The sequence below is a fragment of the Mycobacteroides chelonae genome, from assembly GCF_016767715.1.
Classification (GTDB): domain Bacteria; phylum Actinomycetota; class Actinomycetes; order Mycobacteriales; family Mycobacteriaceae; genus Mycobacterium; species Mycobacterium gwanakae.
Genome location: NZ_CP050145.1, coordinates 4,852,800 through 4,874,076, shown reverse-complemented (window position 1 = coordinate 4,874,076; position 21,277 = coordinate 4,852,800). Strand labels below are relative to the sequence as shown.

The 21,277-nt window shown below is 61.0% G+C and carries 16 protein-coding genes; 12 read left to right on the top strand and 4 right to left on the bottom strand.

Translation table 11 applies throughout. From position 1 onward, the window contains the following. The first annotated feature begins 37 nt into the window (after positions 1-37). The 6 genes from HBA99_RS23805 (at position 38) to HBA99_RS23780 (ending at position 9,740) form a co-directional block, all read left to right on the top strand. On the top strand, positions 38-1,306 hold the full coding sequence (locus tag HBA99_RS23805; protein ID WP_070932059.1) for a lipase family protein: 1,269 nt from the start codon (positions 38-40) through the stop codon (positions 1,304-1,306). Positions 1,307-1,381: 75 nt separating this feature from the next. Next, a complete protein-coding gene (locus tag HBA99_RS23800; RefSeq protein WP_070951836.1) occupies positions 1,382-2,719 on the top strand; it encodes a hypothetical protein in 1,338 nt (445 codons plus the stop codon). Between the two features lie 427 nt (positions 2,720-3,146). Beyond that, positions 3,147-3,557, top strand: coding sequence for an MmpS family transport accessory protein (locus HBA99_RS23795; RefSeq protein ID WP_030097537.1), 411 nt, complete (start codon positions 3,147-3,149; stop codon positions 3,555-3,557). Further along, positions 3,554-6,457 carry an MMPL/RND family transporter gene (locus tag HBA99_RS23790; protein ID WP_199252989.1) on the top strand — a complete coding sequence of 968 codons (2,904 nt, stop codon included), beginning with the start codon at positions 3,554-3,556 and terminating at the stop codon, positions 6,455-6,457. Before HBA99_RS23795 ends, HBA99_RS23790 begins: the two co-directional genes overlap by 4 nt. Before the next feature lie 40 nt (positions 6,458-6,497). Next, complete coding sequence (locus HBA99_RS23785; protein WP_070952394.1) at positions 6,498-9,359, top strand: MMPL/RND family transporter; 2,862 nt, start codon at positions 6,498-6,500, stop codon at positions 9,357-9,359. A gap of 42 nt (positions 9,360-9,401) precedes the next feature. Beyond that, positions 9,402-9,740, top strand: a complete 339-nt coding sequence (locus HBA99_RS23780; RefSeq protein WP_057967565.1) for a hemophore-related protein — start codon at positions 9,402-9,404, stop codon at positions 9,738-9,740. A 49-nt stretch (positions 9,741-9,789) separates the two neighbouring features. On the opposite strand, the gene HBA99_RS23775 is transcribed toward HBA99_RS23780, so the two are convergent. Continuing rightward, positions 9,790-11,205, bottom strand: a complete 1,416-nt coding sequence (locus HBA99_RS23775; protein ID WP_070951838.1) for a hypothetical protein — start codon at positions 11,203-11,205, stop codon at positions 9,790-9,792. A 332-nt stretch (positions 11,206-11,537) separates the two neighbouring features. Between HBA99_RS23775 and HBA99_RS23770 the strand changes: the two genes are divergently transcribed. Then, complete coding sequence (locus tag HBA99_RS23770) at positions 11,538-12,317, top strand: methyltransferase domain-containing protein (RefSeq protein WP_057967634.1); 780 nt, start codon at positions 11,538-11,540, stop codon at positions 12,315-12,317. A 25-nt stretch (positions 12,318-12,342) separates the two neighbouring features. Further along, complete coding sequence (locus HBA99_RS23765; protein WP_234798068.1) at positions 12,343-13,338, top strand: sulfotransferase family protein; 996 nt, start codon at positions 12,343-12,345, stop codon at positions 13,336-13,338. Positions 13,339-13,368: 30 nt separating this feature from the next. Here HBA99_RS23765 and HBA99_RS23760 read toward each other — a convergent pair whose 3' ends face one another. Next, positions 13,369-14,154 (bottom strand): GAP family protein, encoded by a 786-nt coding sequence (locus HBA99_RS23760; protein WP_070950945.1) that lies wholly within the window; start codon positions 14,152-14,154, stop codon positions 13,369-13,371. A 134-nt stretch (positions 14,155-14,288) separates the two neighbouring features. Further along, a complete protein-coding gene (locus HBA99_RS23755; protein ID WP_070932065.1) occupies positions 14,289-15,083 on the bottom strand; it encodes a GAP family protein in 795 nt (264 codons plus the stop codon). 129 nt (positions 15,084-15,212) lie between these two features. Here HBA99_RS23755 and HBA99_RS23750 point away from each other — a divergent pair, with 129 nt between their 5' ends. The 3 genes from HBA99_RS23750 to HBA99_RS23740 all read left to right on the top strand — a co-directional run bounded on the left by HBA99_RS23750 (position 15,213) and on the right by HBA99_RS23740 (position 19,061). Further along, complete coding sequence (locus tag HBA99_RS23750; RefSeq protein WP_057964637.1) at positions 15,213-16,193, top strand: class I SAM-dependent methyltransferase; 981 nt, start codon at positions 15,213-15,215, stop codon at positions 16,191-16,193. Between the two features lie 314 nt (positions 16,194-16,507). Then, positions 16,508-17,788: a glycosyltransferase gene (locus tag HBA99_RS23745; RefSeq protein WP_070932067.1), complete on the top strand. Its 1,281-nt coding sequence runs from the start codon at positions 16,508-16,510 to the stop codon at positions 17,786-17,788. A gap of 7 nt (positions 17,789-17,795) precedes the next feature. Then, on the top strand, positions 17,796-19,061 hold the full coding sequence (locus HBA99_RS23740) for a glycosyltransferase (RefSeq protein ID WP_057967570.1): 1,266 nt from the start codon (positions 17,796-17,798) through the stop codon (positions 19,059-19,061). Positions 19,062-19,086: 25 nt separating this feature from the next. On the opposite strand, the gene HBA99_RS23735 is transcribed toward HBA99_RS23740, so the two are convergent. Next, positions 19,087-20,490: a cytochrome P450 gene (locus tag HBA99_RS23735; RefSeq protein ID WP_070932071.1), complete on the bottom strand. Its 1,404-nt coding sequence runs from the start codon at positions 20,488-20,490 to the stop codon at positions 19,087-19,089. A gap of 540 nt (positions 20,491-21,030) precedes the next feature. On the opposite strand from HBA99_RS23735, the gene HBA99_RS23730 reads away from it, so the two are divergent. After that, positions 21,031-21,261 carry an MbtH family protein gene (locus HBA99_RS23730; protein ID WP_030097524.1) on the top strand — a complete coding sequence of 77 codons (231 nt, stop codon included), beginning with the start codon at positions 21,031-21,033 and terminating at the stop codon, positions 21,259-21,261. The last annotated feature ends 16 nt before the right edge of the window (positions 21,262-21,277 follow it).

Below are 21,277 nucleotides of genomic sequence, written 5' to 3'. Positions count from 1 at the left end.
GCGTTGTCTACGCTGTCCTGGACACAGGAGGTCGCCCATGGCAACGAAGCCCAAAGCTGTTCTCGGTGGCACCGCATGGGCCGGGGCGGCAGCGGCGGTGGCAGGGATAGCAGGCACCGCGACCGCATTGCGCAGTCCCTCGGTGGTGCGCCGGCTCAACAACTGGGCGGCACGCAAGCTGACCGACGCGCAACGGGCCGATCGGCACGCCGCCATCTTGCCGTCGCCGATACCGGGGCCCAGCTTCTATTCCGAACCAGGTGATCTGACCAGCCGTGCCAACGGAGAAATCGTTCGTACCCATCGAGTCTTTCCGCGGATTCCGCTGCCGGGATTGACCATTCAACGATTTATGGTGCGCTCCACCGATACGGCGGGCAATGCGGTACCCGTGACGGCGACCCTGATCGAGCCGAACCGCCCGTGGCGGGGCCCGGGTGCGCGGCCCGTGGTGGTCCGCAACCAGCCGATCAATTCGCTCGGGCTCAAGGCGGCGCCCTCGTACCGGATCGAGCGCGGCATGTACGTGGACGTGCCGCCGTTCGCGCCGCTGCTGCTGGCACGAAACTACGCGGTGCTCGTACCCGATCATGAGGGCCCGCGGATGGCCTACTCTGCGGGCGTCATGGCGGCTCACGCCGTATTGGATTCGGTACGCGGAATGCGCGGACTACGCCCTGATCTCGTCGAGTCCCCCATGGTGATGGACGGGTACAGCGGTGGTGCCATCGCAACGGTGTGGGCCGCCCAGGAGCAGCCGGTCTACGCGCCGGAGCTGAGTTTCAAAGGGGCCGTCGCGGGTGGGACACCGACGGATTACGCGCTGTTGTATCGCAGCATGAACAGCGCCTTGGGATCTGGGCTTTTCGCCGCGGCCACGATCGGGCAGGCGCGTGAGTATCCGGACATGCTGGAGCTGTTCGGTGACTTTGCTCTCTATATGACGACCTTGATCAAGGACTTACCCCAGCCGCCCCTGGCTGTGGCCGGGCTGGCACGTATTGATCTGGACGTATTAGCGGCAATTCCAGAGCCTTTCGAGTCCACGATCGCACAGAATGTGATCGCCGCGAACAAGCCCGGCGCCGCGGCGCCGGTGATGCCGATCCTGCTCTACCACGGATCACGCGATCGGTTCATCGGTGATCAGTTCGTCCCGGAGCAAGGCGCGAAGGCGCTCATCGAGAGTTGGCGGTCCAAGGGAGCGACGGTGGACTACCTGCCCGTGCCTGGCGAACATCTGATCGCAGCGGGGTGGGCGATGCCCAGCGTATTGCGTTGGATGCGCGGCGCCCTGGGGGATTAGGCGTCCTCGAATCAGGATGTGACTCAGGGTTTTCCCGGAGGCGGGGAGCACTATCGGACGGCTACGCTCGCTGGCATGACGACCGTTGCGCCCGAGCAATCTGGCACCGCCGAAGATGAGGGAGCCGGTACCGCGCCGCGGTGGACCCCGTTGCAGAAGCTCGGATTCCGTCTGCTGTTCACCATCGGTGGCGGGATTCTCCTGCTTTCGGTGTACGACAACCTGGGTCTTTACAGCTTGTTTGAGCCGGTTCTGTGGCTGACGGCCCAGATTGGAAGCTTCCTCATTCGCGGTGGCGGTATCGAACTCACCGTCTCCTCCGGCGGCGACCTGCTGTGGCTGTGGTGCTACCACCTGGGGTGGATTGTCCTCGCCGTGGCGATCACCGCGATATGGACGGTGTTGGACCGCCGCCGCTCGAACTATCGGGGCCTGGCAGCCTCGCTGTGGGTGTTCGCTCGGTTCGGTCTCGCGATGTCGATGATCACGTATGGAATCGCGAAAGCGATTCCCACGCAGATGGGGTTCATGGCGCTTCCCGATCGACAGCTGCAATTGGTCGGCGACACAAGCTTGTTCAACACGCTCTGGGGTTTCATGGGTGCCTCGGAGCCCTACTCCATCGCCACGGGGCTCGTGGAACTGGTGTCGGGACTGCTGCTGCTGTGGAACCGCACGTGGGTGCTGGGCGCCCTGGGGTCAGTCTTCGCCATGGCACAGGTGTTCCTTCTCAACATGACCTACGACGTTCCGGTGAAGCAGGTATCCGGAGAGTTGTTCCTGGTAGCCGTCGCCGTCACCGCGCCCCTGTGGCCAAACCTCGTCCGGGTGGTCTTCAATCGCGTGAGCACGCAACCGGTGCGGCTTTGGCGAGCCCTCGGCTCCAGTCGGAAGTGGGTGCTCACCACCGGTGTCGTGCTGAAGTTCGGGGTGGCATCGGTTCTCACCGCGCTCATCGTCCTGCAGTCGATCGCGGTGTACTCGACGTACAAGACACCGACCTCGAGTCTTGACGGCGTTTGGCATGCAACGTCATTCACCATTGACGGGCACGGGGCAACGCTAAACCAGATTCAGCCGGCGCCCTGGCCCAACGTCGCGATCTCTCACCGCGACACGGTGGCGGAGTTCAGCGTGATGAAGTTCGTTTCCCAGTCGCCGGACGGACGTACCTCAGCGTGGCTGCTACAGGTCAAGGATGATCGGCTCGAGTTGCGCAAGCGTGAGTCCGATCCACCTCAGCTGGTTCTTCAGGCGCATCAACCCAGCCGGGACCGGCTGCTGCTCAACGGTGTCGTGGAGGGCAAGAGGATCGAGGGCACCTACGAGCGCCGGTTCATGGAACGCAGCAAGTCCGGATTCCGTTGGATTCAACCGGAAATGGACCCGGATTCTGTCGACGCTGACGGATAGCCGTGCTGCACAACATTCAGTAGGACCCTTCTATGCGATTCTCTCCCAGCAGATCTCAAGCTTTCATCTACGTGTGATGTGATTACGGATAGGCCTCACATTCGGACGTTCGGCGATTTCTGCACGAGCATTTCATTCCCAAATAGGCTTGGTATCAAGGTATTAGACGTTTCCAGACCGAGATCGCGGATTGTGTCCTTTGTGGCGAGTCAACGTGGTTTACTCGTCGGAATCGGGTCGCGCGCGACGAGGCGTGCCGTACGTTGGCGGTGCTTCGCACATGACCGAGCCTGGGTGCCGCCGCATTCGAAGTTCGGTTATCCGTTGTGTTCACATCCGATCTGGAGATACATGTTTGTGCAGCTGACATGCTGCCGAGCGCGGAAGACAGTCGGAGGGACTCGAGATTTTCACGATCTTGAAGCGTGTGTGGATTCCGTTGGTGCTCGTGGTGGTGGGAGTTGCGGGCGGATTCACCGTGTCGCGGCTGCACGGTGTCTTCGGTAATGAGCGTCGTCCCGCGTACGCCAACACCGAGCGGGAAGAGAAGCGGCCACACGACCCTAAGTACCTGATCTACGAAGTGTTCGGCCCTCCCGGCGCGGTGGCAACCATCAGCTATTTCGATGCCGACGCGGAGCCGCAGGTCATCAGGGAGGCCCCGCTGCCCTGGTCGGTGGAATTCCCGATCACCGAGGCGACGGCCATGGGTAACCTCACCGCGCAGGGCGACGCAGACAGCATCGGGTGCCGCATTCTCGTGGGTGACAAGGTCAAGGACGAGAAGATCCGATACGGCGTCAGCGCATTGACCTTCTGCATGTTGAAGGCCGCATGAGCACCCTCAATGACCCGCCAACTGAGCTGTTGCCGCTAAGCAACCGCCCGCCGTTCCTGGCGCGGATGATTCGTCGCCTCTCGATTCCCATCATCCTCGGCTGGCTGGCGATAGCTGTCATCTTGAGCATCAGTGTCCCCTCACTCGAGCAGGTCGAGAAGGAGCACGCGGTGGCGATGAATCCGGATGTGGCGCCATCATTTCAGGCAACGCAACGGATGGGCCAGCTGTTCGGTGAGTCCAATTCCAGCGTGGTGGCGATGATCGTCGTGGAGGGGCAGCAACCTCTGGGCGACGATACGCATCACTACTACGACGAACTGATTCGTCAATTGAAATCCGACACGGCGCATGTGCAGCACGTCCAGGATTTCTGGGGCGACCAAATGACGCAGGCCGCTGCGCAAAGCCTTGATGGCAAGGCCACATATGTGCAAGTAGCCCTTACTGATCCCCGGGAGGGGGCGTCGGCGAATCAATCCGTCGAGGCGGTACGGGCCATTGTGGACCGGACACCTGCGCCGTTGGGAGTGAAGGCCTATGTGACCGGCCCGGCAGCGTTCGCCGCGGACTTGGGTCCTGCCGGCAACAGGACTGTTCTCCTGGTCACGGGTCTGAGCCTTGCGGTGATTTTCACGATGCTGCTCTTGGTCTATCGATCGGTCGTTTCTGTCATTCTCATGCTCGTTGTCGTCGGAATAGAGTTGACGGTGGCACGAGGATTCGTGGCGCTACTCGGCAACCTCGGTCTTATCGGTATCACCACGTTTGTCGTCAATCTTTTGGTGGCACTTGCCATCGCGGCAGGTACGGACTACGGCATATTCTTCACCGGGCGATATCAGGAGGCGCGCCAAGCCGGCGAGGATCGGGAGAGCGCGTTCTACACCACCTTCCGCAGTGTTGCCAAGGTGGTCCTGGGCTCGGGATTGACGATTGCCGGTGCGGTCCTCTGTCTGCACTTCACGCGGTTACCCGTCTATCAGACGTTGGGTGTAGCCACTGCCGTGGGCATGGTCGTCGCAGTGGCGGTGGCGATCACACTCGTTCCGGCAGTTATCGCGGTAGGCAGCCGATATGGGCTGTTTGAGCCCAAGAGAAAGGTCACGGTCCGTCGATGGCGGCAGATCGGCACGGCGATCGTGCGCTGGCCGGCGCCGATCCTGGTAGCGACGTGCGCGGTGGCGCTCATCGGGCTGTTGACACTGCCCGTTTACCAGCCGAGCTACAACGACCAGAAGTACATCCCACAAGACATTCCGGCCAATGTGGGCTACGCGGCAGCCTCACGTCATTTCCCGCAATCGTTGATGATGGCACCCGATGTTCTGTTGATCGAAGCCGATCACGATATGCGCAATCCTGTCGATTTTCTGGTGCTGAACAAGCTTGCCCGCGGAGTCCAGGCTGTGCCCGGTGTGTCCAGGGTGCAGGCGGTGACCCGTCCCGGAGGTGAACCGCTCAAACACACCACCATCCCGTTCATGCTCAGCATGAGTAGCGCGAGCCAATCCCATTTGATGCCGTTTCAGAGAAATCGCATGGACGATCTGCTGGTCCAGGCGGACGACATGCTGAAGACGATCGCCATCATGAAGCGGATGCAGTCGTTGACCGAACAGATGGTGGGCACCACCCACGACATGGTCGGAACCACGCACGAACTCGAAGTGATCATGAACGAGTTGCGGGACCACGTCATGGATTTCGATGACTTCATCAGGCCGATCCGTAACTACCTCTACTGGGAAAAGCACTGCTACGACATTCCCGTTTGTCAGGCCATCCGTTCAGTCTTCGACACTCTCGACGGAGTCGACGAGGTATCCGACAAATTGGGTGACCTCGTTGCCAATCTTGATCGGTTGGACGAACTCCTTCCGCAGATGGCGGAGCAGTTTCCCGTGATGATCGAGACCATGGAATCCACACGGAAAATGATGCTTTCCATGCACAGCACCATGTCGGGGATCTTCGATCAGATGGAGCAGTCGACCAGTAACTCGACTGCGATGGGTAAGGCCTTCGATGCCGCCCAGAACGATGACTCCTTCTATCTGCCTCCCGAAGTGTTCGACAACGAGGACTTCAAACGTGTGATGAACATCTTCCTGTCATCGGACGGAAAGGCCGCGCGGATGCTCATTTCGCAGCGGGGTGATCCCGCGACGCGCGAGGGCATGTCATTGGTGGATCCGATTGAGACGGCGGCGGCAGAGGCACTCAAGGGCACGCCGCTGCGAAACGCCAAGATCTATATGACGGGTACAGCCGCATCGGTCAAAGACATCGTCGACGGTTCGAAGTACGATCTGCTGATCGCGGCAACCGCGGCGCTTTGTCTGATCTTCGGGATCATGCTGATCATGACGCGAAGCTTTGTCGCGGCACTGGTCATCGTTGGCACAGTGGCACTTTCGTTGGGTGCCGCATTCGGGCTCTCCGTGCTCATCTGGCAGAGCATCCTCGGCATTCCGTTGAACTGGGTGGTGCTGGCGATGTCCGTGATCATCTTGCTGGCGGTGGGTTCTGACTACAACCTGTTGTTGGTCTCGCGAATGAAGGAGGAACTGGGCGCGGGAATCAACACGGGGATTATTCGGGCCATGGGCGGTACCGGCAAGGTGGTGACCTCTGCGGGTTTGGTGTTCGCGTTCACCATGTTATCGATGGTGGTCAGCGACCTTGTCACCATCGGCCAACTGGGATCGACGATCGCGATCGGTCTGCTGTTCGACACCTTGGTGGTGCGTGCGTTCATGACGCCGGCGATCGCCGCACTGTTGGGCAGGTGGTTCTGGTGGCCGCAGCGAGTGCTCCGCCGCCCAACCAGAGCACAACGGCACTCGACCGGTCCACGCCCTTTGGTGAGCTTCTTGTGGCAGAAGCAAGAGCGCTAACCGCGATGAATTCTTTTGTGTACCAATGGGCAAAGAGCGCATGAGTATTCACCGGATGCCCAACCGGCCACCCTTCGTGGCGGGGCTGATCCGTCGTCTGTCGGTGCCGATTGTCCTTGGCTGGTTGGCGGTCATCGCCGTGGTGACCTTTGGGGTTCCGTCACTGGAACAGGTGGGGCGGGAAAGCTCGGTATCCCTGGTTCCCCAAGCCGCGCCGTCGTTCCAGGCGATGCAGCGGATGGGTCAGGTATTCGGAGAATCGAATTCCGACAGCGTGGCGATGGTGGTGCTGGAGGGACAACAACCCCTCGGTGATGACGCACACGGCTACTACGACAACTTGATTCGCCAGTTGAGAGCCGACACCGCCCACGTGCAACACGTCCAGGACTATTGGGGCGACCCACTCACCGCGACGGGTGTAGAGAGTGCCGATGGTAAGAGCGTCTACGTCCAGGTGAACCTTGCAGGCAACCAAGGCCAGGCCCTGGCGAACCAATCGGTGGAAGCTGTCCGGGGCATCGTGGCACGGTCGACTCCGCCGATAGGGGTCCAGGTCTATGTCACGGGGCCGGCACCGCTGGTGACCGATATGAACCATGCGGGTAACACGTCGATCGTCAAGATCACCGTTGTCACGCTCATGGTGATCCTGACGATGCTGCTCTTTGTATACCGCTCGCTGATCACCGTCACTCTCCTGCTGATCATGGTGGGAATACAGGTACAGGCCGCCCGAGGAATCGTTGCATTTCTGGGAGACCATGGCGTCATTGGGCTTTCGACATTCTCCGTGAATCTCTTGGTGTCTCTCGGTATCGCCGTGGGAACGGACTACGGCATATTCTTCACCGGGCGATACCAGGAGGCCCGACAGTCCGGCGAGGACCGGGAGACCGCGTTCTACACCACCTATAGCAGCGTCGCCAAGGTGGTCGTGGCCTCTGGACTGACGATCGCCGGTGCGATCTTCTGTCTCAGCTTCACGCGGCTGCCCTATTTCCAGACGATGGGCATTCCCGCCGCAGTGGGTATGGCCGTCGCGGTGGCGGTGGCTGTCACGTTGGTGCCGGCCGTCATAGCCCTCGGCAGTCGTTTTGGACTATTCGAGCCCAAGAGGAAGATCATGGTCCGCCGCTGGCGGTGGGTTGGTACGGCGATCGTTAGGTGGCCCGGACCCATCCTCGCCACGGCCTGCGCGGTTGGACTCATTGGCCTGCTGGCACTTCCGGGATATCAGACGAGCTATGACGACAGGCTCTATGTGCCCCGGGGCATCCCCGCCAACCTGGGGTACGCCGCCGCCGAACGTCATTTTCCCGAGTCGCGGATGACGCCCGACGTCCTGGTGCTTGAGGCAGACCACGATATGCGCAACCCGGCGGACTTCGTGGTTCTGCACAAACTGGCCAAAGGCCTGTACGCCGTTCCAGGTATCTCCATGGTGCAGAGCATTACCCGGCCAGAGGGAAGCCCCATCGAGCACACGTCGATACCGTTTCAGATCAGCCTGCAAAGTGCCGGCATGCTGCAGATCCTGCCGTTTGGAAAAGAACGCGTGGACGACATGCTGAGGCAGGCCGAAGACACGACGAAGATGATCAACCAGATGCAGCACACCTACGAGCTGATGCGCAGCATCTCCGACATCACCAACGAGACGGTCGTCATGAACCGGGAGCTGACGGCGACCGTTGATCGGCTACGTGATTACATCGCCAATTTCGACGATTTCTTCAAACCTCTACGCAACTATCTGTACTGGGAGAAACACTGCGAGACCATCCCGATCTGCTTCGCCATCAGATCGGTGTTTCAGGCCCTCGACGGCACTGACCAGCTCAGCCTTCGGACACACCAGATCCTGGAACGCGTGGAGCAGATGAACGGGTACCAGCGCGACCTGATCGCCCTTTTCCCGCCGATGATCACGACCATGAAGGCAATGCGCGCCATGATGCTGACGATGCACAGCACCATGTCGGGGATCTTTTCTCTCATCGACAAGACGGCTGCGAATGCGACCGCGATGGGAAAGATCTATGACGGCGCCCAGAACGATGACTCCTTCTATCTGCCTCCGGAGGTGTTCGAGAACGAAGACTTCAAACATGCTATGTCCCTGTTCTTTTCACCAGATGGGAAGGCGGTACGTCTGATCCTGACGTATCGGAGTGACCCGGGGACGCCGGAAGGACTGTCGCGGGTAGATGCGGTGCGGACGGCCGCCGAGGAGGCGCTCAAGGTAACTCCGTTGGAGAATGCGCAGATTCAACTCGCTGGGACCGCCGCGACGTTCAAAGACCTACGTGACGGGTCCGCATACGATCTGCTGATCGCGGGGGTCGCGGCGCTTTGTCTGATCTTCGGGATCATGCTGATCATGACGCGAAGCTTTGTCGCGGCACTGGTCATCGTTGGCACAGTGGCACTTTCGTTGGGTGCCGCATTCGGGCTCTCCGTGCTCATCTGGCAGAACATCCTCGGCATCGAACTGCATTGGCTGGTGCTGGCGATGTCCGTGATCATCTTGCTGGCGGTGGGTTCTGACTACAACCTGTTGTTGGTCTCGCGAATGAAGGAGGAACTGGGCGCGGGAATCAACACGGGGATTATTCGGGCCATGGGCGGTACCGGCAAGGTGGTGACCTCTGCGGGTTTGGTGTTCGCGTTCACCATGTTGTCGATGGTGGTCAGCGACCTCCGTGTGATTGGGCAGGTTGGTTCCACGATCGGGATCGGTCTGTTGTTCGACACCTTGGTGGTGCGCGCGTTCATGACGCCGGCGATCGCCGCGCTGTTGGGCAGGTGGTTCTGGTGGCCGCAGCGGGTACTTCGCCGCCCCTCCAGAGTGCAGCGAGACGTGGAAAGACCCCGCCCCCTGGTGATGCAAGATGCCTGACTTTGGATTACGAAAAATATTGGTAAGAAAGGAAGTACGTATATGTTCTCTGTGTCGCTTGCTCGAGTGTCCGTAGGGTTGGGAGCACTGGCGTTGTCGCTGACCGCGGCGGCCGGGATCGCATCCGCGGATCCTGACCTGGATTTGGCCATCAACACCACGTGTAGCTATCCGCAAGTGGTGGCGGCCCTCAATGCGCAGGATCCGCAATTCGGAAAGGCGTTGTCCCAATCGCCGATACTGCAACGCGGATTACGCGAATTCCTTGCGGCCGGGCCAGAAAAGCGGGCACAGACGGCTCAAGACGTGGCGAATGCACCGGCCTTTCAGCCATATCTGGGAGCGATGGAACAGGCCTACCGCACCTGCCACAACTTCTGACCCGCAAGGATCGCCCGTTCGGCGCGACCGCACGTGGCGCAGAAATCCGTCAGTGGATCTCGCCGATCAAACCGAAATCGGCCAGGGTGAGCTCGGCCAGTTCACGCAGGGACTCTTTGGTGTTCGTGGCGCCCGGCTGGTAGGCGCCGACACTGATGAAGATCTTGCCGTTGAGGCGCCCGGAGAGTATGAACATGCGACCACCTGTGCGCTCGAGTAGCTGTCGTCTCTCGCGTTGCCCGGTGGCTCGTGCGTTCTGGAAATCGGCGAGTGTTCCGGCGGGATAGCCGATCATTGAGCTGAGATCGCCGAGATACGAACAGAACACCGACTGATCGGGATCAGCGGGCATCCTGGCGACCATCCGTTGGAGCGTCCGTTTCGGTGCGAACGAGGGCAACCACAGGAGCTGTTTGGACTCGTCGGGCGTCTCCCTCAGGACGGTCAGCGTCTTTTTGATGGCAGACCGGACATCGCGTAGATCCGTTGTGAGCGAGGTTGGGTCAATGCTGACGCGGGCATAGGAAAGTGCCATGGCACGGGTGTCGTCCTCAGTGCGCTCGCTGATCGGGATCTGCAGGGTCACTGTGCCGCCGTCTGCGCGTCGCCGCCCGATTCGCTCCCCGAACCGCGCGGCAAAGGCGGCGGCAAGCGTATGGCTCGCCCCGGCGAGGGCGTTCGCGCGGGCATCCCAGGCATCCAAGCTCACGTAGATCGTGAGGGCCGGTACGAGAACAACTTCATCGGCCTTGTCCGGCTCGACAGCGACGGGTCGAGGTGCCGGCACACGGTCCGATTGACTCCTATCGCGCGCCTGCTTTCGGCCGAGCTTCACCGCCGCCACCAGAGCTTTCGCGACCTGAGGTACGTCACGCGCGGTCTGTCGCGCATCCTGACCCAATGCTCGTAGCCGGGTGCGCGATTGTGGCAGCGGATAGCCCAGATCGCGGGTCTTGCCCAGGGCCGCTTCAACTATCACAAGCGCCAGCCCGAGTCCATCGATCAGATTGTGTGAGAGCACCAGGCTGATCGCGGTCGTTCCGTCGTCGAGAGGCTGGACACCGATATGCCAGCCGGGGCCTGCCTCGGGGTCGATGCGCATCTGCGAACGTGCATCGACCCAGTCGCTGAACTCGCTGCGGGGCCGTGCGTGTTGAACGACATCGATATCGGACGCCCCCCGGTCCTCCACCCAGCGATGCCGGGCGATCGACAGTGCGGGGCGTTCGATGCGTCGGCCCAACAGGCCCCGACCGAGATTGTGATGAAAGCGCCGTAACGCCTCGAGGTCGACGGCGTGGCTGTAGAGCCAGGTCACCTGAATGATCACATTCATGCCCGCGGCGTGATGCTCAGCCAATAGGGCCTCGTCTGCCAGGGCCAGCCGATTATCCAGCCGTACAGTATCTTTGGCCTTCTTCCGGTCGTCGAGAGACTTTCGCACCCGATGTAACTGCCCAGGCACCAGTCCGACTCCTTCGTTCCTAGCTATGCGTTTGCGGTTTCGCGTGGTGGGCGACAATGGGTTTGACGACGCGCGTACTCCAGATTGCGGTGCACGCTGCGAGTTGCCCAGCCGAGCTTGATCGACCGAATTGATCGGGAGCCTAGCTGTTCGGTGGACATGTTGTGGTGAAATCTTTTTCGCCGCGGGCGCCGGAATATCTGACGGACGCATGGACCCAGATCTAGGACCTGGTACACAGACAAGTAACTGTGTCGTCATTGCATTTTTCATGCCCTGCAGCGCATTTGATTTCACGACTGTCCTGCCGTACACCGCCGCTGTGATCCATGATGTTCTACGTGGAGAACAGAGCCCGCGATATCTCGTGCATGCCTCGGGGCGGCCCGGATGCTTCCTGGCTGGACAGGCGGTTACAGACCGGACGTCTGGAGTATCTGGACCGCGATGACGTCGATGATCTCAAGAGCAAGGTCATGTGCTCGCTCGATCGTGCGGGGCGGCGACGGTGGATAGGTATCCACGAGAAGTGTGCCCGCATGGCGCTACGCGAGGTCGCCGATGTGAACTCTCCGAAGATCCTTGAACTTGGTGCGGGTCTTGGTGGATTGTCACGCAAGTTGTTGGACATGCACCCAGCGGCCCTGGTGACGATTACCGACATCGACCCCAGCTTCGTGGCTGCGGCGGCCGCCAGTGATCTCGGCAGCCACCCCCGCGCCACGGTGCGGGAGATGGATGCCACCGCGATCGACTCCCCGAACGGCCATTACGACCTTGCGATATTCGCGTTGTCGCTGCATCATCTTTCGCCCGATCTCGCTGCTCGAGTGTTCGCATCGGGAACCCGTGCGGCGAGGAAGCTCTTGATCGTGGACCTGCCCAGGCCGCCGGTCCCCCTTCATATCGCGTTGTTGGCAGTGGTGCTACCCCTTGTCAGGCTCTCGCCACTGCAGCACGACGGCTTCATCAGCTCCCTACGCGCCTACAGCCCGTCCGCGCTGCGCGCGCTGGCCCATCACGCAGATCCGGACATCGCCGTCGAGTTTCGGACTAGACGGGGGCTGGGCCCGACGGTGATGGTTGCCAGTCGCGCTGGGCAAAACGATTGAGAAGCAGGGAAGAATTCATGATTCGATGTGCGGCAGTCAATTACGTCTTGAGACGGGCGGTCTCGTGACCTCGGCTGGTCAGTCCCGCCCCGTGATTTTGTTTGTCATGGGTATGGCCCGATCCGGGACATCGGCGATAACCCGTGCTTTGTCCCTGTGCGGCGGCGCGCTCCCGTCAGCCCTGGCGGGTGCGAACCCGGCCAATCCACGAGGATATTGGGAACCACGCAAAGTCATCATCCTCAACGAGAGGATTCTGCATCGCAACGCCAGCTCGAGATTCGACACGACGTTGCGTCTGCAAGAAGAGGGCGCGTTCGATGCCGGTGAAAGGGCAACCTGTATCGCCGAGATCCGGACATACCTGGGGACGTTGCCGTCGGCGCCAGTGATTATCGTCAAGGACCCGAGGATAAATCTGCTGTCGGATATGTGGTTCGAAGCAGCAGATCTGGCCGGTTTCGATGTCGCGACGGTGATAGCGGTGCGCCACCCAACGGAGGTCATTGCCTCGGTTGCCGCCCAGGCCGCCGCCTCGCCGGAGTTCTCGAGCGCGCTATGGCTCAAGTTCAATCTGTTGGCCGAGGCATGTACACGCGATGTGCCGCGGGTGTTCGTGGGGTACACGAACCTCCTCGAGGACTGGCGCCGGGAGATGAAACGTACTTCGTTAGCGCTCGGGCTCGACTTAGACGCCAGGGACGAGGCCGCGATAGAGGATTTCCTGGAAACCGACCTTCGGCGCCAGAAGTACAGCGGGCCCGTCACAGAGCCCTTCGGCACGGACTGGATGTCGGTGGTGTACGAAACGCTCTGCGCGGCCGCTGCCGACGAGCCCTGGGAGCCGTCGGTATTGGACCAGGTCTTGGACGCGTATCGGACGAGCGAACGAGGTTTCCGGGCGATGCTCGAGGATTTCCAGCGATTCCACAAGCTCAGCCGGCGCACTCGCCCGTCGATGATGAAGTTGATCTACGAAGTCATGGCGACGGCCAACGGGCGCAGTGGGACATGGGCCTGACACGAGCGAATCTCGTATCGAGCCGTCTATTCAGGCAATACCGTTGACTACCTGAATCATTCCAGCGACTGAGAAAATAGCAATCAGCATCTGGCGCCGGTGTGCGAGTGCCCAGTCGTGCAATGGCCTCAGTACCGCAAGAGTTTTGGTAGGTGCAACGAGATAGCTGACGAGCGTGATCTCGACAACCGTGAACATTCCGAAGACGAACAGGATGACGGCGATGACCTGGGTACCGATCGGGGTACCGGAGGCCACTATGGGAGTGAGTACGAAGATCACCAACATGGGCGGCGGTAGCCCGGCGAGGCCAAAAACGAACGCAACCCACAGGGCCCCGTCTTCCCAGGCCTTTTGAAGGCGGTAGAGAAGTCTGCGGAACACCGAACCACCCGCCGCGGCCTCACTCTGGGGCGTGCCGAACGGCGATGTGATGTGGTGGGCCATATCCGAGTCGTGTGGCTGAGCGGAGGTGTCGCCTGTCATTGCGCCCACGCGTGACCGCTCACGAAGTGACCGTACGACCATCAGTGCGGCTATCGACAGCATGAGGACACCCATGCTGAGGTTGATGAGCCGCGTGGTGATGCTGTTGCCCGGTGTGGCCATATTCTCCACAAAGGTGCGAAACGACGGCGCTATGTGCAGCACCATCAGCGGAATCAGTAGGCCGGCAAGACTGACGATGGTGCTGCCGATCCAGTAGGCCGCCAGATTCTGTACCGGCTGAGGGCGCGAGATCATCAAGACGATGATGGCAAGAAGTACCGGATTGACCGCGAACATGATCGCCATCGCGAGCAGTAGACCCCACACGGCCCGGAACACTACCCAGGTGGGCGCAATTTCTCGGCAGAATTGGGAACCGAGTGGGCCGGCAACCCCGCTGGAGAATTTGGCGAACCGTTGTGCCCGAATGAATTTCGCGCAAGTATCGGGCTTTTGGTTCCTCAGATACCGCCCAGGCCGTGAATCAGAAGTGATATCCCAGCCACTATGCACATGGCTACCAGAATCTTTCGACGATGAGCCAACGCCCAGTCATGCAGCAGTTGCACAACCACTTGGGTTTTCGCGGGCGCGACAAGATAGCTGACCAGGGTGAGCTCCACGATCGCCAGCACCCCGACGATGAAAACGGCAGCCACGGTGATCTGTGTCCCGAGTGCGGCACCGGAGGTCACCAGAATGGCGATAAGGAACAGGCCCGCGTCGGGTTCGATACCGCCGAGGAGCAGGCCGATCAGGAAGGCGACCCATAACGAACCGCCCTCCCAGGCGTTGGTGGCCCGGCGCACCAATCGTTGGAGCAGCGAGCCGCCGTCAGTCGGCGCGTCTCCCGCACGCCCCAGGATCCGCGAGATCGGGTTCTGGGTAGGAAGATTCGTCTGGGGTGCTGCCGCGGTTGCACTCGTTGCTCCCTGAAGCTGGAGCTGGCGGCCACGCAGCAGTGGCCGCGATGCGATGAGTGCGGCGACCGACAGTGCCAGCACTCCCATGCCGAGTTGGACGTGCCGAATGGTGGGGCTTCCGGCCACACCTTGTGCAAATGATCTGAACATCGGTGTGACATGCAGAAGTGTCAACGGAACCACTACGGCGGGGATGCAGCCGATGAGACAGCCCGCCCAGTAAATCAGCAGATTCTGCACAGGCTGCGGCCGCGAGATCACGAGGAGGGTGATGCCCAGTCGTATCGGATTCAGGGCGACCAATACCACGAGCGCTAGCACCGATCCCCACACGTACAAAGACACTACGCGGTAGGTTCGTCGTCTGGGGTTCCTTTGAAAGCTGTTCTGTGGCGCCCGGTCACAAGCCCATGGCAAGCAGTGCACGTTCTCCGGACCCAGAGTCTCGTAGGGGAGATGTGAATGACGGCGGTTACCAGTACATGCCGACTGTGCGGCTCGACGGGTCCTCATCGAACCCTTGAGATACGCGAAATGATGTTTGGCACCCGTGAGGTGTTCGAGTACTTCAGTTGCGCCGCGTGTGACACGTTGCAGATGGTCGACGTGCTGCAGGGCGAAGAGCTCATGCGGCATTACCCGCAGACCTATTACTCGCACAACGGATCGGCCCAGCCGAAGGTATTTCAATGGTTGGTCACGCAGCGCGACAGATTCAAATTACGCAGTGGTGGAAGAGTATTCGGTTCTGTTATGACCTCCCCCATACCGGAGGGCATCTTCCGAGTGCTGCTGGGCGGGGATGCTGTCAAGATGCTCGCCGGGCTCGGAATTGAACGTGATGCGCGGATCCTGGATGTTGGATGTGGAAGCGGCGCGCTGCTCGACAGGCTGGCACGGGTCGGCTTCGTCAGCCTGCTCGGCGCGGATCCGTTCATCGCCGAAGATGGTGAGTCACGTGAACGGATACCGCTCCTGAAACGCTATTTATGTGACGTACCAGGTGAATTCGACCTCATCATGTTCAACCATTCGCTCGAACACATGCCCGATCCGGTGGCCACACTCGAGGTAGCGTCCAAGAAGCTGGCCGTCGGCGGCACATGCCTGGCCAGGGTGCCCACAACGTCATCGGAGGCGTGGTCCATATACGGGGCTGACTGGGTGCAGGCCGATGCGCCTCGGCACATGGTCATACCGTCGCGTCAGGGAATGGCGCTCGCTGCCGAGCGTGCCGGTCTGCGAGTGGATCAGACATTTGACGATTCAACTTTCGGTCAGTTCACCGGGAGCGAGGCCTATCGGGATGATGTTCCGGTCACCGACCCCAAGATCCTTCGTATGTTCCGTCCCAAACAGATCTGGGAATGGGAGAAGCGGGCCACGCAGCTCAATCAGCAGAACCGTGGTGACCAGACCGGCTTTGTGCTGCGGCTCAAATGATCTGAATCTGTACGTCTTGTCTAGAGATGCGATCGTATTCCTTTGCTACTCAAACGATTCAGGTCAATTGAAGGCGACCCGACGAGCGCCGATGATTCCGGCCAGACATCTTTGGATTGTCGCTGGAGTTGGCCTGCAGCGGCCGAGGATCATCCACAAGGTCCGCCCCGGCACGGGAGGCTGTTGAGGTACTGCCCAAATCTCTTGAATTGAAAGACGATAACGGAGGCACCGGGATATGCTGCCGGGCGGTTGAGCTGTGGCGAGGCTCCCGCTCTCATTCCGCAGGAACACTGGATGTGAAGGGCTCTGCGATGAAATTCGTACTGTCATTCTATGGCACGCGCGGCGATGTGGAGCCGGGCGTGGCCGTCGGCCGCGAGCTCCTACGCCGTGGGCATGAGGTACGCATGGTCGTTCCGCCCGACCTAGTCGGCTTTGCGGAGGCGGCCGGACTCTCGGCGGTCGCCTGTGGACCAGATGTTCGGGTATGGCAGGACGTGAATCGCGACTTCTGGGCGCGCTTCTTGCGGAATTTCTGGAAGAACTTCTGGCGCATCCGGGATCTCCGGGAGCTGCTCCGTGAAGACTGGCGATTCTTGGTTCAGTGTTGGGAAGACGTCAGTACAACACTGAGATCGCAGGCGGCGGACGCTGACCTGCTTTTCACGGGTGTCCTCGGTGAGGAGTCGGCCGGTAACGTCGCGGAGTACTACTCCCTTCCGTTCGCCACGCTGCACGTGTTTCCGATTCGCGCGAACGGCCAGCTCGTCCCGGGACTACCTGCGCGGCTTGGCCGGTCGATTATGCGGCTGTCTGAGTGGCTGGGCTGGCCAATGTTCAAGAGGCTCGAGGACCCACAGCGTCGCTCGCTGGGCCTCCCCAAGGCCACCGGACCTTCGCCGTGGCGGATCGCGGAGCGTGGTTCTTTGGAGATCCAGGCCTACGACGAGGTCTGTATGCCTGGTCTGGCCGACGAATGGGCCCAATACGATGGTCGACGGCCCTTCGTCGGTGCACTGACACTCGATCTACCAACAGATTCCGATACCGAAGTGGCCTCGTGGATAGAGGCGGGAAGACCGCCTATCTGCTTCGGCTTCGGCAGCATGCCCGTCGAATCTGCCGCCGAGACACTGGCCATGATTAGCGCGGTATGTGATCAGTTGGGAGAGCGGGCGCTGGTGTGTGCCGGCGGAAGTGATTTCAGCGGTGTCTCACTTTTCGGGAACGTCAAAGTGGTTGCCGCGATGAACTACACCGCGGTCTTTCCGGCATGCCGCGCGGTGGTGCATCACGGCGGCGCCGGCACCACCGCCGCGAGTCTGCGGGCGGGAGTCCCCACGTTGGTTCTTTCGACGGATCTCGATCAGACGCTGTGGGGAGCGCGGGTAAAGCGGCTGAGAGTGGGTACCGCCCGCCGCTTCTCGGCCACCACCGAGAAGACTCTGCTCGCCGACCTGCGGACCATCCTCGACTCGCAGTACGCCACGCGGGCGCGCGAGGTCGCTACCCGAATGACCGGAGTCGCCGAAAGCCCGGTGACCGCCGCCGATCTGCTGGAAGATTTCGTCCGCCTCAAGCGGGCCGGCTGATGCCCCGATGAAGTTTGTACTGGCGAGCTACGGGACACGCGGCGATATCGAGCCGTGCGTCGCGGTCGGCCGTGAGTTGTTGCGTCGGGGCCATGACGTGCAGATGGCCGTCCCACCCGATCTCATCGCCTTTGTGGAAGCAGCCGGACCTACCGCGGTCGCCTACGGCCCGGATCTGCAGGCAGTTCTGGACGCACATCGCGATTTCTGGACGCACTTCTTTCGTAATTTCTGGAAGGTCCGAGATCTGATCAGGATGCGCCGTGAGGTCGTGGAGCCCTTCCTGCAATGTTGGAAGGACATCGTCGCGACGCTGACATCGTTGGCGCAGGGAGCTGACGTGCTCTTTACCGGCGTCAATTTCGAAGACGCAGCGGGGAATGTGGCGGAGTACTACGACATTCCGCTGGCCACGCTGCATTTCTTTCCGTTGCGGGCCAACGGGCGGTTCCTACCTTTACTGCCCGCGCCGTTGGGCCGATTGACGATGAGGCTCGGCGAGTGGCTGGCATGGCAGAACGCGAAGAAGGTCGAGGGGGTACAGCGCGGTGAGCTGGCGCTGCCGCGAGCCACGGCGCCCTCACCGTGGCGAATCACCGCACGTGGATCGCTGGAGATCCAGGCCTATGACCGGGTCTGTTTTCCTGGCCTCGCCGAGGAATGGGCGGAGCATGAGGGCCGGAGGCCCTTCGTCGGTGCGCTGACACTGGATTTACCAACAGATTTCGATGATGAGGTGGCTTCGTGGGTCGCTGCCGGGACGCCACCGATCTTCTTCGGCTTCGGCAGCCTGCCGGTGGAATCTGCCGCCCAGACGCTTGCGATGATCAGTTCGGCGTGTGAGGAGTTGGGCGAGCGGGCGTTGGTGTGTTCTGCCGGGTCTGATTTCAGTCGGGTGCTGTCCGCAGAGAACATCAAGGTGGTGGACGCGATGAACTACTCAGCGGTCTTTCCGGTCTGCCGCGCAGTGGTGCACCACGGCGGTACCGGGACAACCGCTGCGGGCCTGCGGGCAGGAGTTCCCACGTTGATCCTCTCCACAGACCTCGATCAGACGTTGTGGGGTACACGTGTCAAACGATTGAAAGTGGGTACCGCCCGGCGTTTCTCGACCACGACTGCGAAGACGTTGGTGACCGACCTACGCACAATTCTCGAACCGCACTGTGTGGATCGTGCCAGGGAGGTCGCCACCCGCATGACCAGGCCTGCTGAAAGTGTCATGGCCGCAGCAGATTTCGTTGAAGGCCTGGCCAGGAGTAGTCGGCGGTGACCAAGTCCGACCCACGAGGGCAGGTTCACCGCCGAGGGTCGGCCGACTGCGCCGTGCCATGAAAGCCAGCAGGACACCGTGGTGGAGCTGCGGGCGCGCAGTCCCTGATCGCCTGAACCTCGATGTAGCCGCCACGGTGTGGCACAAATGTGACGTGTTTTGCCTGCTGCTTCTCATCGGGCGCGGTGGTGGTGCTCAAGTCGACCCGGCGCAGGATCTCACGGAGCACTACTCGCATTTCGACCATCGCGAAGGTGGCCCCGAGGCAGCGGCGATTACCGCCGCCGAACGGCAACCAGGTGGTTGGACTCTGCGTGGTGCCGAGCATTCGGTCCGGGTCGAAGCGGTCTGGATCCGGATACACCGCGGCACTCGCGTGCACGAGTCCGATGGCCGGATCGACCATGATTCCGGCCGGTAGCCGATAGCCGCCAATCTCCACGGGCTCTTTGAGCACCCTGCCCGAGCTGAAGATCACCGGGCGGATTCGTAGCGTCTCCTTGGCGACTGCGTCGAGGTACTCATCGCCGGCCGGATCCCCCGCTGCGCTGGCATCGGCGGCGTGTACAGCCTTGGCCAGCGCGGCAGGATGCCGTGTCAGCCGCTCCAGCGCCCAGGCCAGTGCGGTCGCGGTGGTCTCATGTCCGGCCGCGATGGACGTCAAAAGGTGATCACGCAGTTCTTGGTCGGACATCGTGCGGCCGTCATCGTCGGTGGCGCTGACAAGCATGGCCAGCACATCGGTGCGCTCGTCCAGGTTGGGGTCAGCACGACGCTCGGCGATCTCCGCGTAGAGCAGGGCATCGGTCTCTGCCATCCGTCTGCCGACCCCCCGCCATGGGAAATACCGCCGCAGGCGAGGATTGGTAATCGCCGGGGTTTCCCACGGCTTCATGTAGAGCAGACGCGGTACCACCTTGCGCAGTGCGGCTAGCCGTACCGGGTCGGTGGCGCCGATAACTGTTCGCAGGATCACCTCGAGTGTGATCTCTGTGGTGAACGGGGCAACGGGGAAGCTCTGACCAACCGGCCATTTGGTTATGTTTGCGGCAGCGATCTCTGTCATCTGAGTCGTCTGGCGCGCGACGGCATCACGATGAAAGGCGGGCATGAGAAGGCGACGCTGATCGTGGTGTTCGTCCTCGTCGAGCACGAACAACGAGCTGTCGCCGAGCAGCCCACGGAAAAACCAGTGTGCCTCTCCGGAATGAAAGACCCGTGGGTCGCCAGCGTAGACCTTCTTGATATCGGCCGGATCCGCCAGATATACGACCTTGCCCGACAAGGGAATACGCAGTGTGAATACATTGCCATAGCGGCGCTGACAGCCGGCGAGAAAGCGCAGACCATAGGCCGCCATCAATATGGATTGCGCCACCAATGGGAGTGGAGGTCCTGGCGGTAGTACCGGTTTCGCAGTTTTGCTCACTGTGCGTGATCCTAAGCAATAGTGGGTATGACAGCTCACATGCCGATGGTCCCGGTCGTCACTGGCGCGAGTTTGCCTGTCGTGGAGAGTGACTCAGTTCGAGACGCTACGGTGCCATCCAACGGTACGAGTGTTGCGGCGGGTACGCACCTACTTTCGGAAGTCGAGTACTTCGTTGGAGTGGAGGCGTACTCAGGTTTGTCGAGTGCGATCTTTACACCACATATTTGGTCACGTACGGTACCTCGTCGGACATCAATCGATGCGTGCCAGGGGCTGTACAGCAAACTATGAGACAACCGGCCTCATCTGTGCCGTGGCCCTGGCGTCGAGCTGTTCACGCCCGGTTTGGTCACGGCTAGCAGCCAATTCACTTCTCCGGGCGCTCACATGTTCGGCAATGTCGGGCGGTACATTCAGGCCTGAACTGGCCAGTAGCAAGTATCGGTGATTTCTCTGAAAACACGCACTCGTCGCGATCTCTCGGTTAGTTTTAGAACAGGTTCCACTTATCGTGCGTGGATGGTGTCGGGAGAATCGTTGAGTATCAATCCATTTGATGACGACAATGGCAGCTTTTTCGTTTTGGTCAACGACGAGGAGCAACACAGCTTGTGGCCGGCCTTTGTCGAGGTGCCGGCCGGATGGCGGGTGGTTTTCGGTGCAGCGGACCGCGCCGCCTGCCTTGACAACATAGAGCAGAACTGGCCGGATATCCGGCCAAAAAGCCTGCGCGAGAGGGTGGCACAGGGTCGGACTGTTGATCATTAAGCAGTGGGTGGGGACC

Bases quoted from the DNA above. Each gene is read 5' to 3' on its own strand.
- HBA99_RS23765 (WP_234798068.1), top strand. From the start codon at position 12,343: ATGTGCGGCAGTCAATTACGTCTTGAGACGGGCGGTCTCGTGACCTCG.
- HBA99_RS23770 (WP_057967634.1), top strand. From the start codon at position 11,538: ATGTTCTACGTGGAGAACAGAGCCCGCGATATCTCGTGCATGCCTCGG.
- HBA99_RS23780 (WP_057967565.1), top strand. From the start codon at position 9,402: ATGTTCTCTGTGTCGCTTGCTCGAGTGTCCGTAGGGTTGGGAGCACTG.
- HBA99_RS23800 (WP_070951836.1), top strand. From the start codon at position 1,382: ATGACGACCGTTGCGCCCGAGCAATCTGGCACCGCCGAAGATGAGGGA.
- HBA99_RS23745 (WP_070932067.1), top strand. From the start codon at position 16,508: ATGAAATTCGTACTGTCATTCTATGGCACGCGCGGCGATGTGGAGCCG.
- HBA99_RS23750 (WP_057964637.1), top strand. From the start codon at position 15,213: ATGACGGCGGTTACCAGTACATGCCGACTGTGCGGCTCGACGGGTCCT.
- HBA99_RS23805 (WP_070932059.1), top strand. From the start codon at position 38: ATGGCAACGAAGCCCAAAGCTGTTCTCGGTGGCACCGCATGGGCCGGG.
- HBA99_RS23740 (WP_057967570.1), top strand. From the start codon at position 17,796: ATGAAGTTTGTACTGGCGAGCTACGGGACACGCGGCGATATCGAGCCG.
- HBA99_RS23790 (WP_199252989.1), top strand. From the start codon at position 3,554: ATGAGCACCCTCAATGACCCGCCAACTGAGCTGTTGCCGCTAAGCAAC.
- HBA99_RS23785 (WP_070952394.1), top strand. From the start codon at position 6,498: ATGAGTATTCACCGGATGCCCAACCGGCCACCCTTCGTGGCGGGGCTG.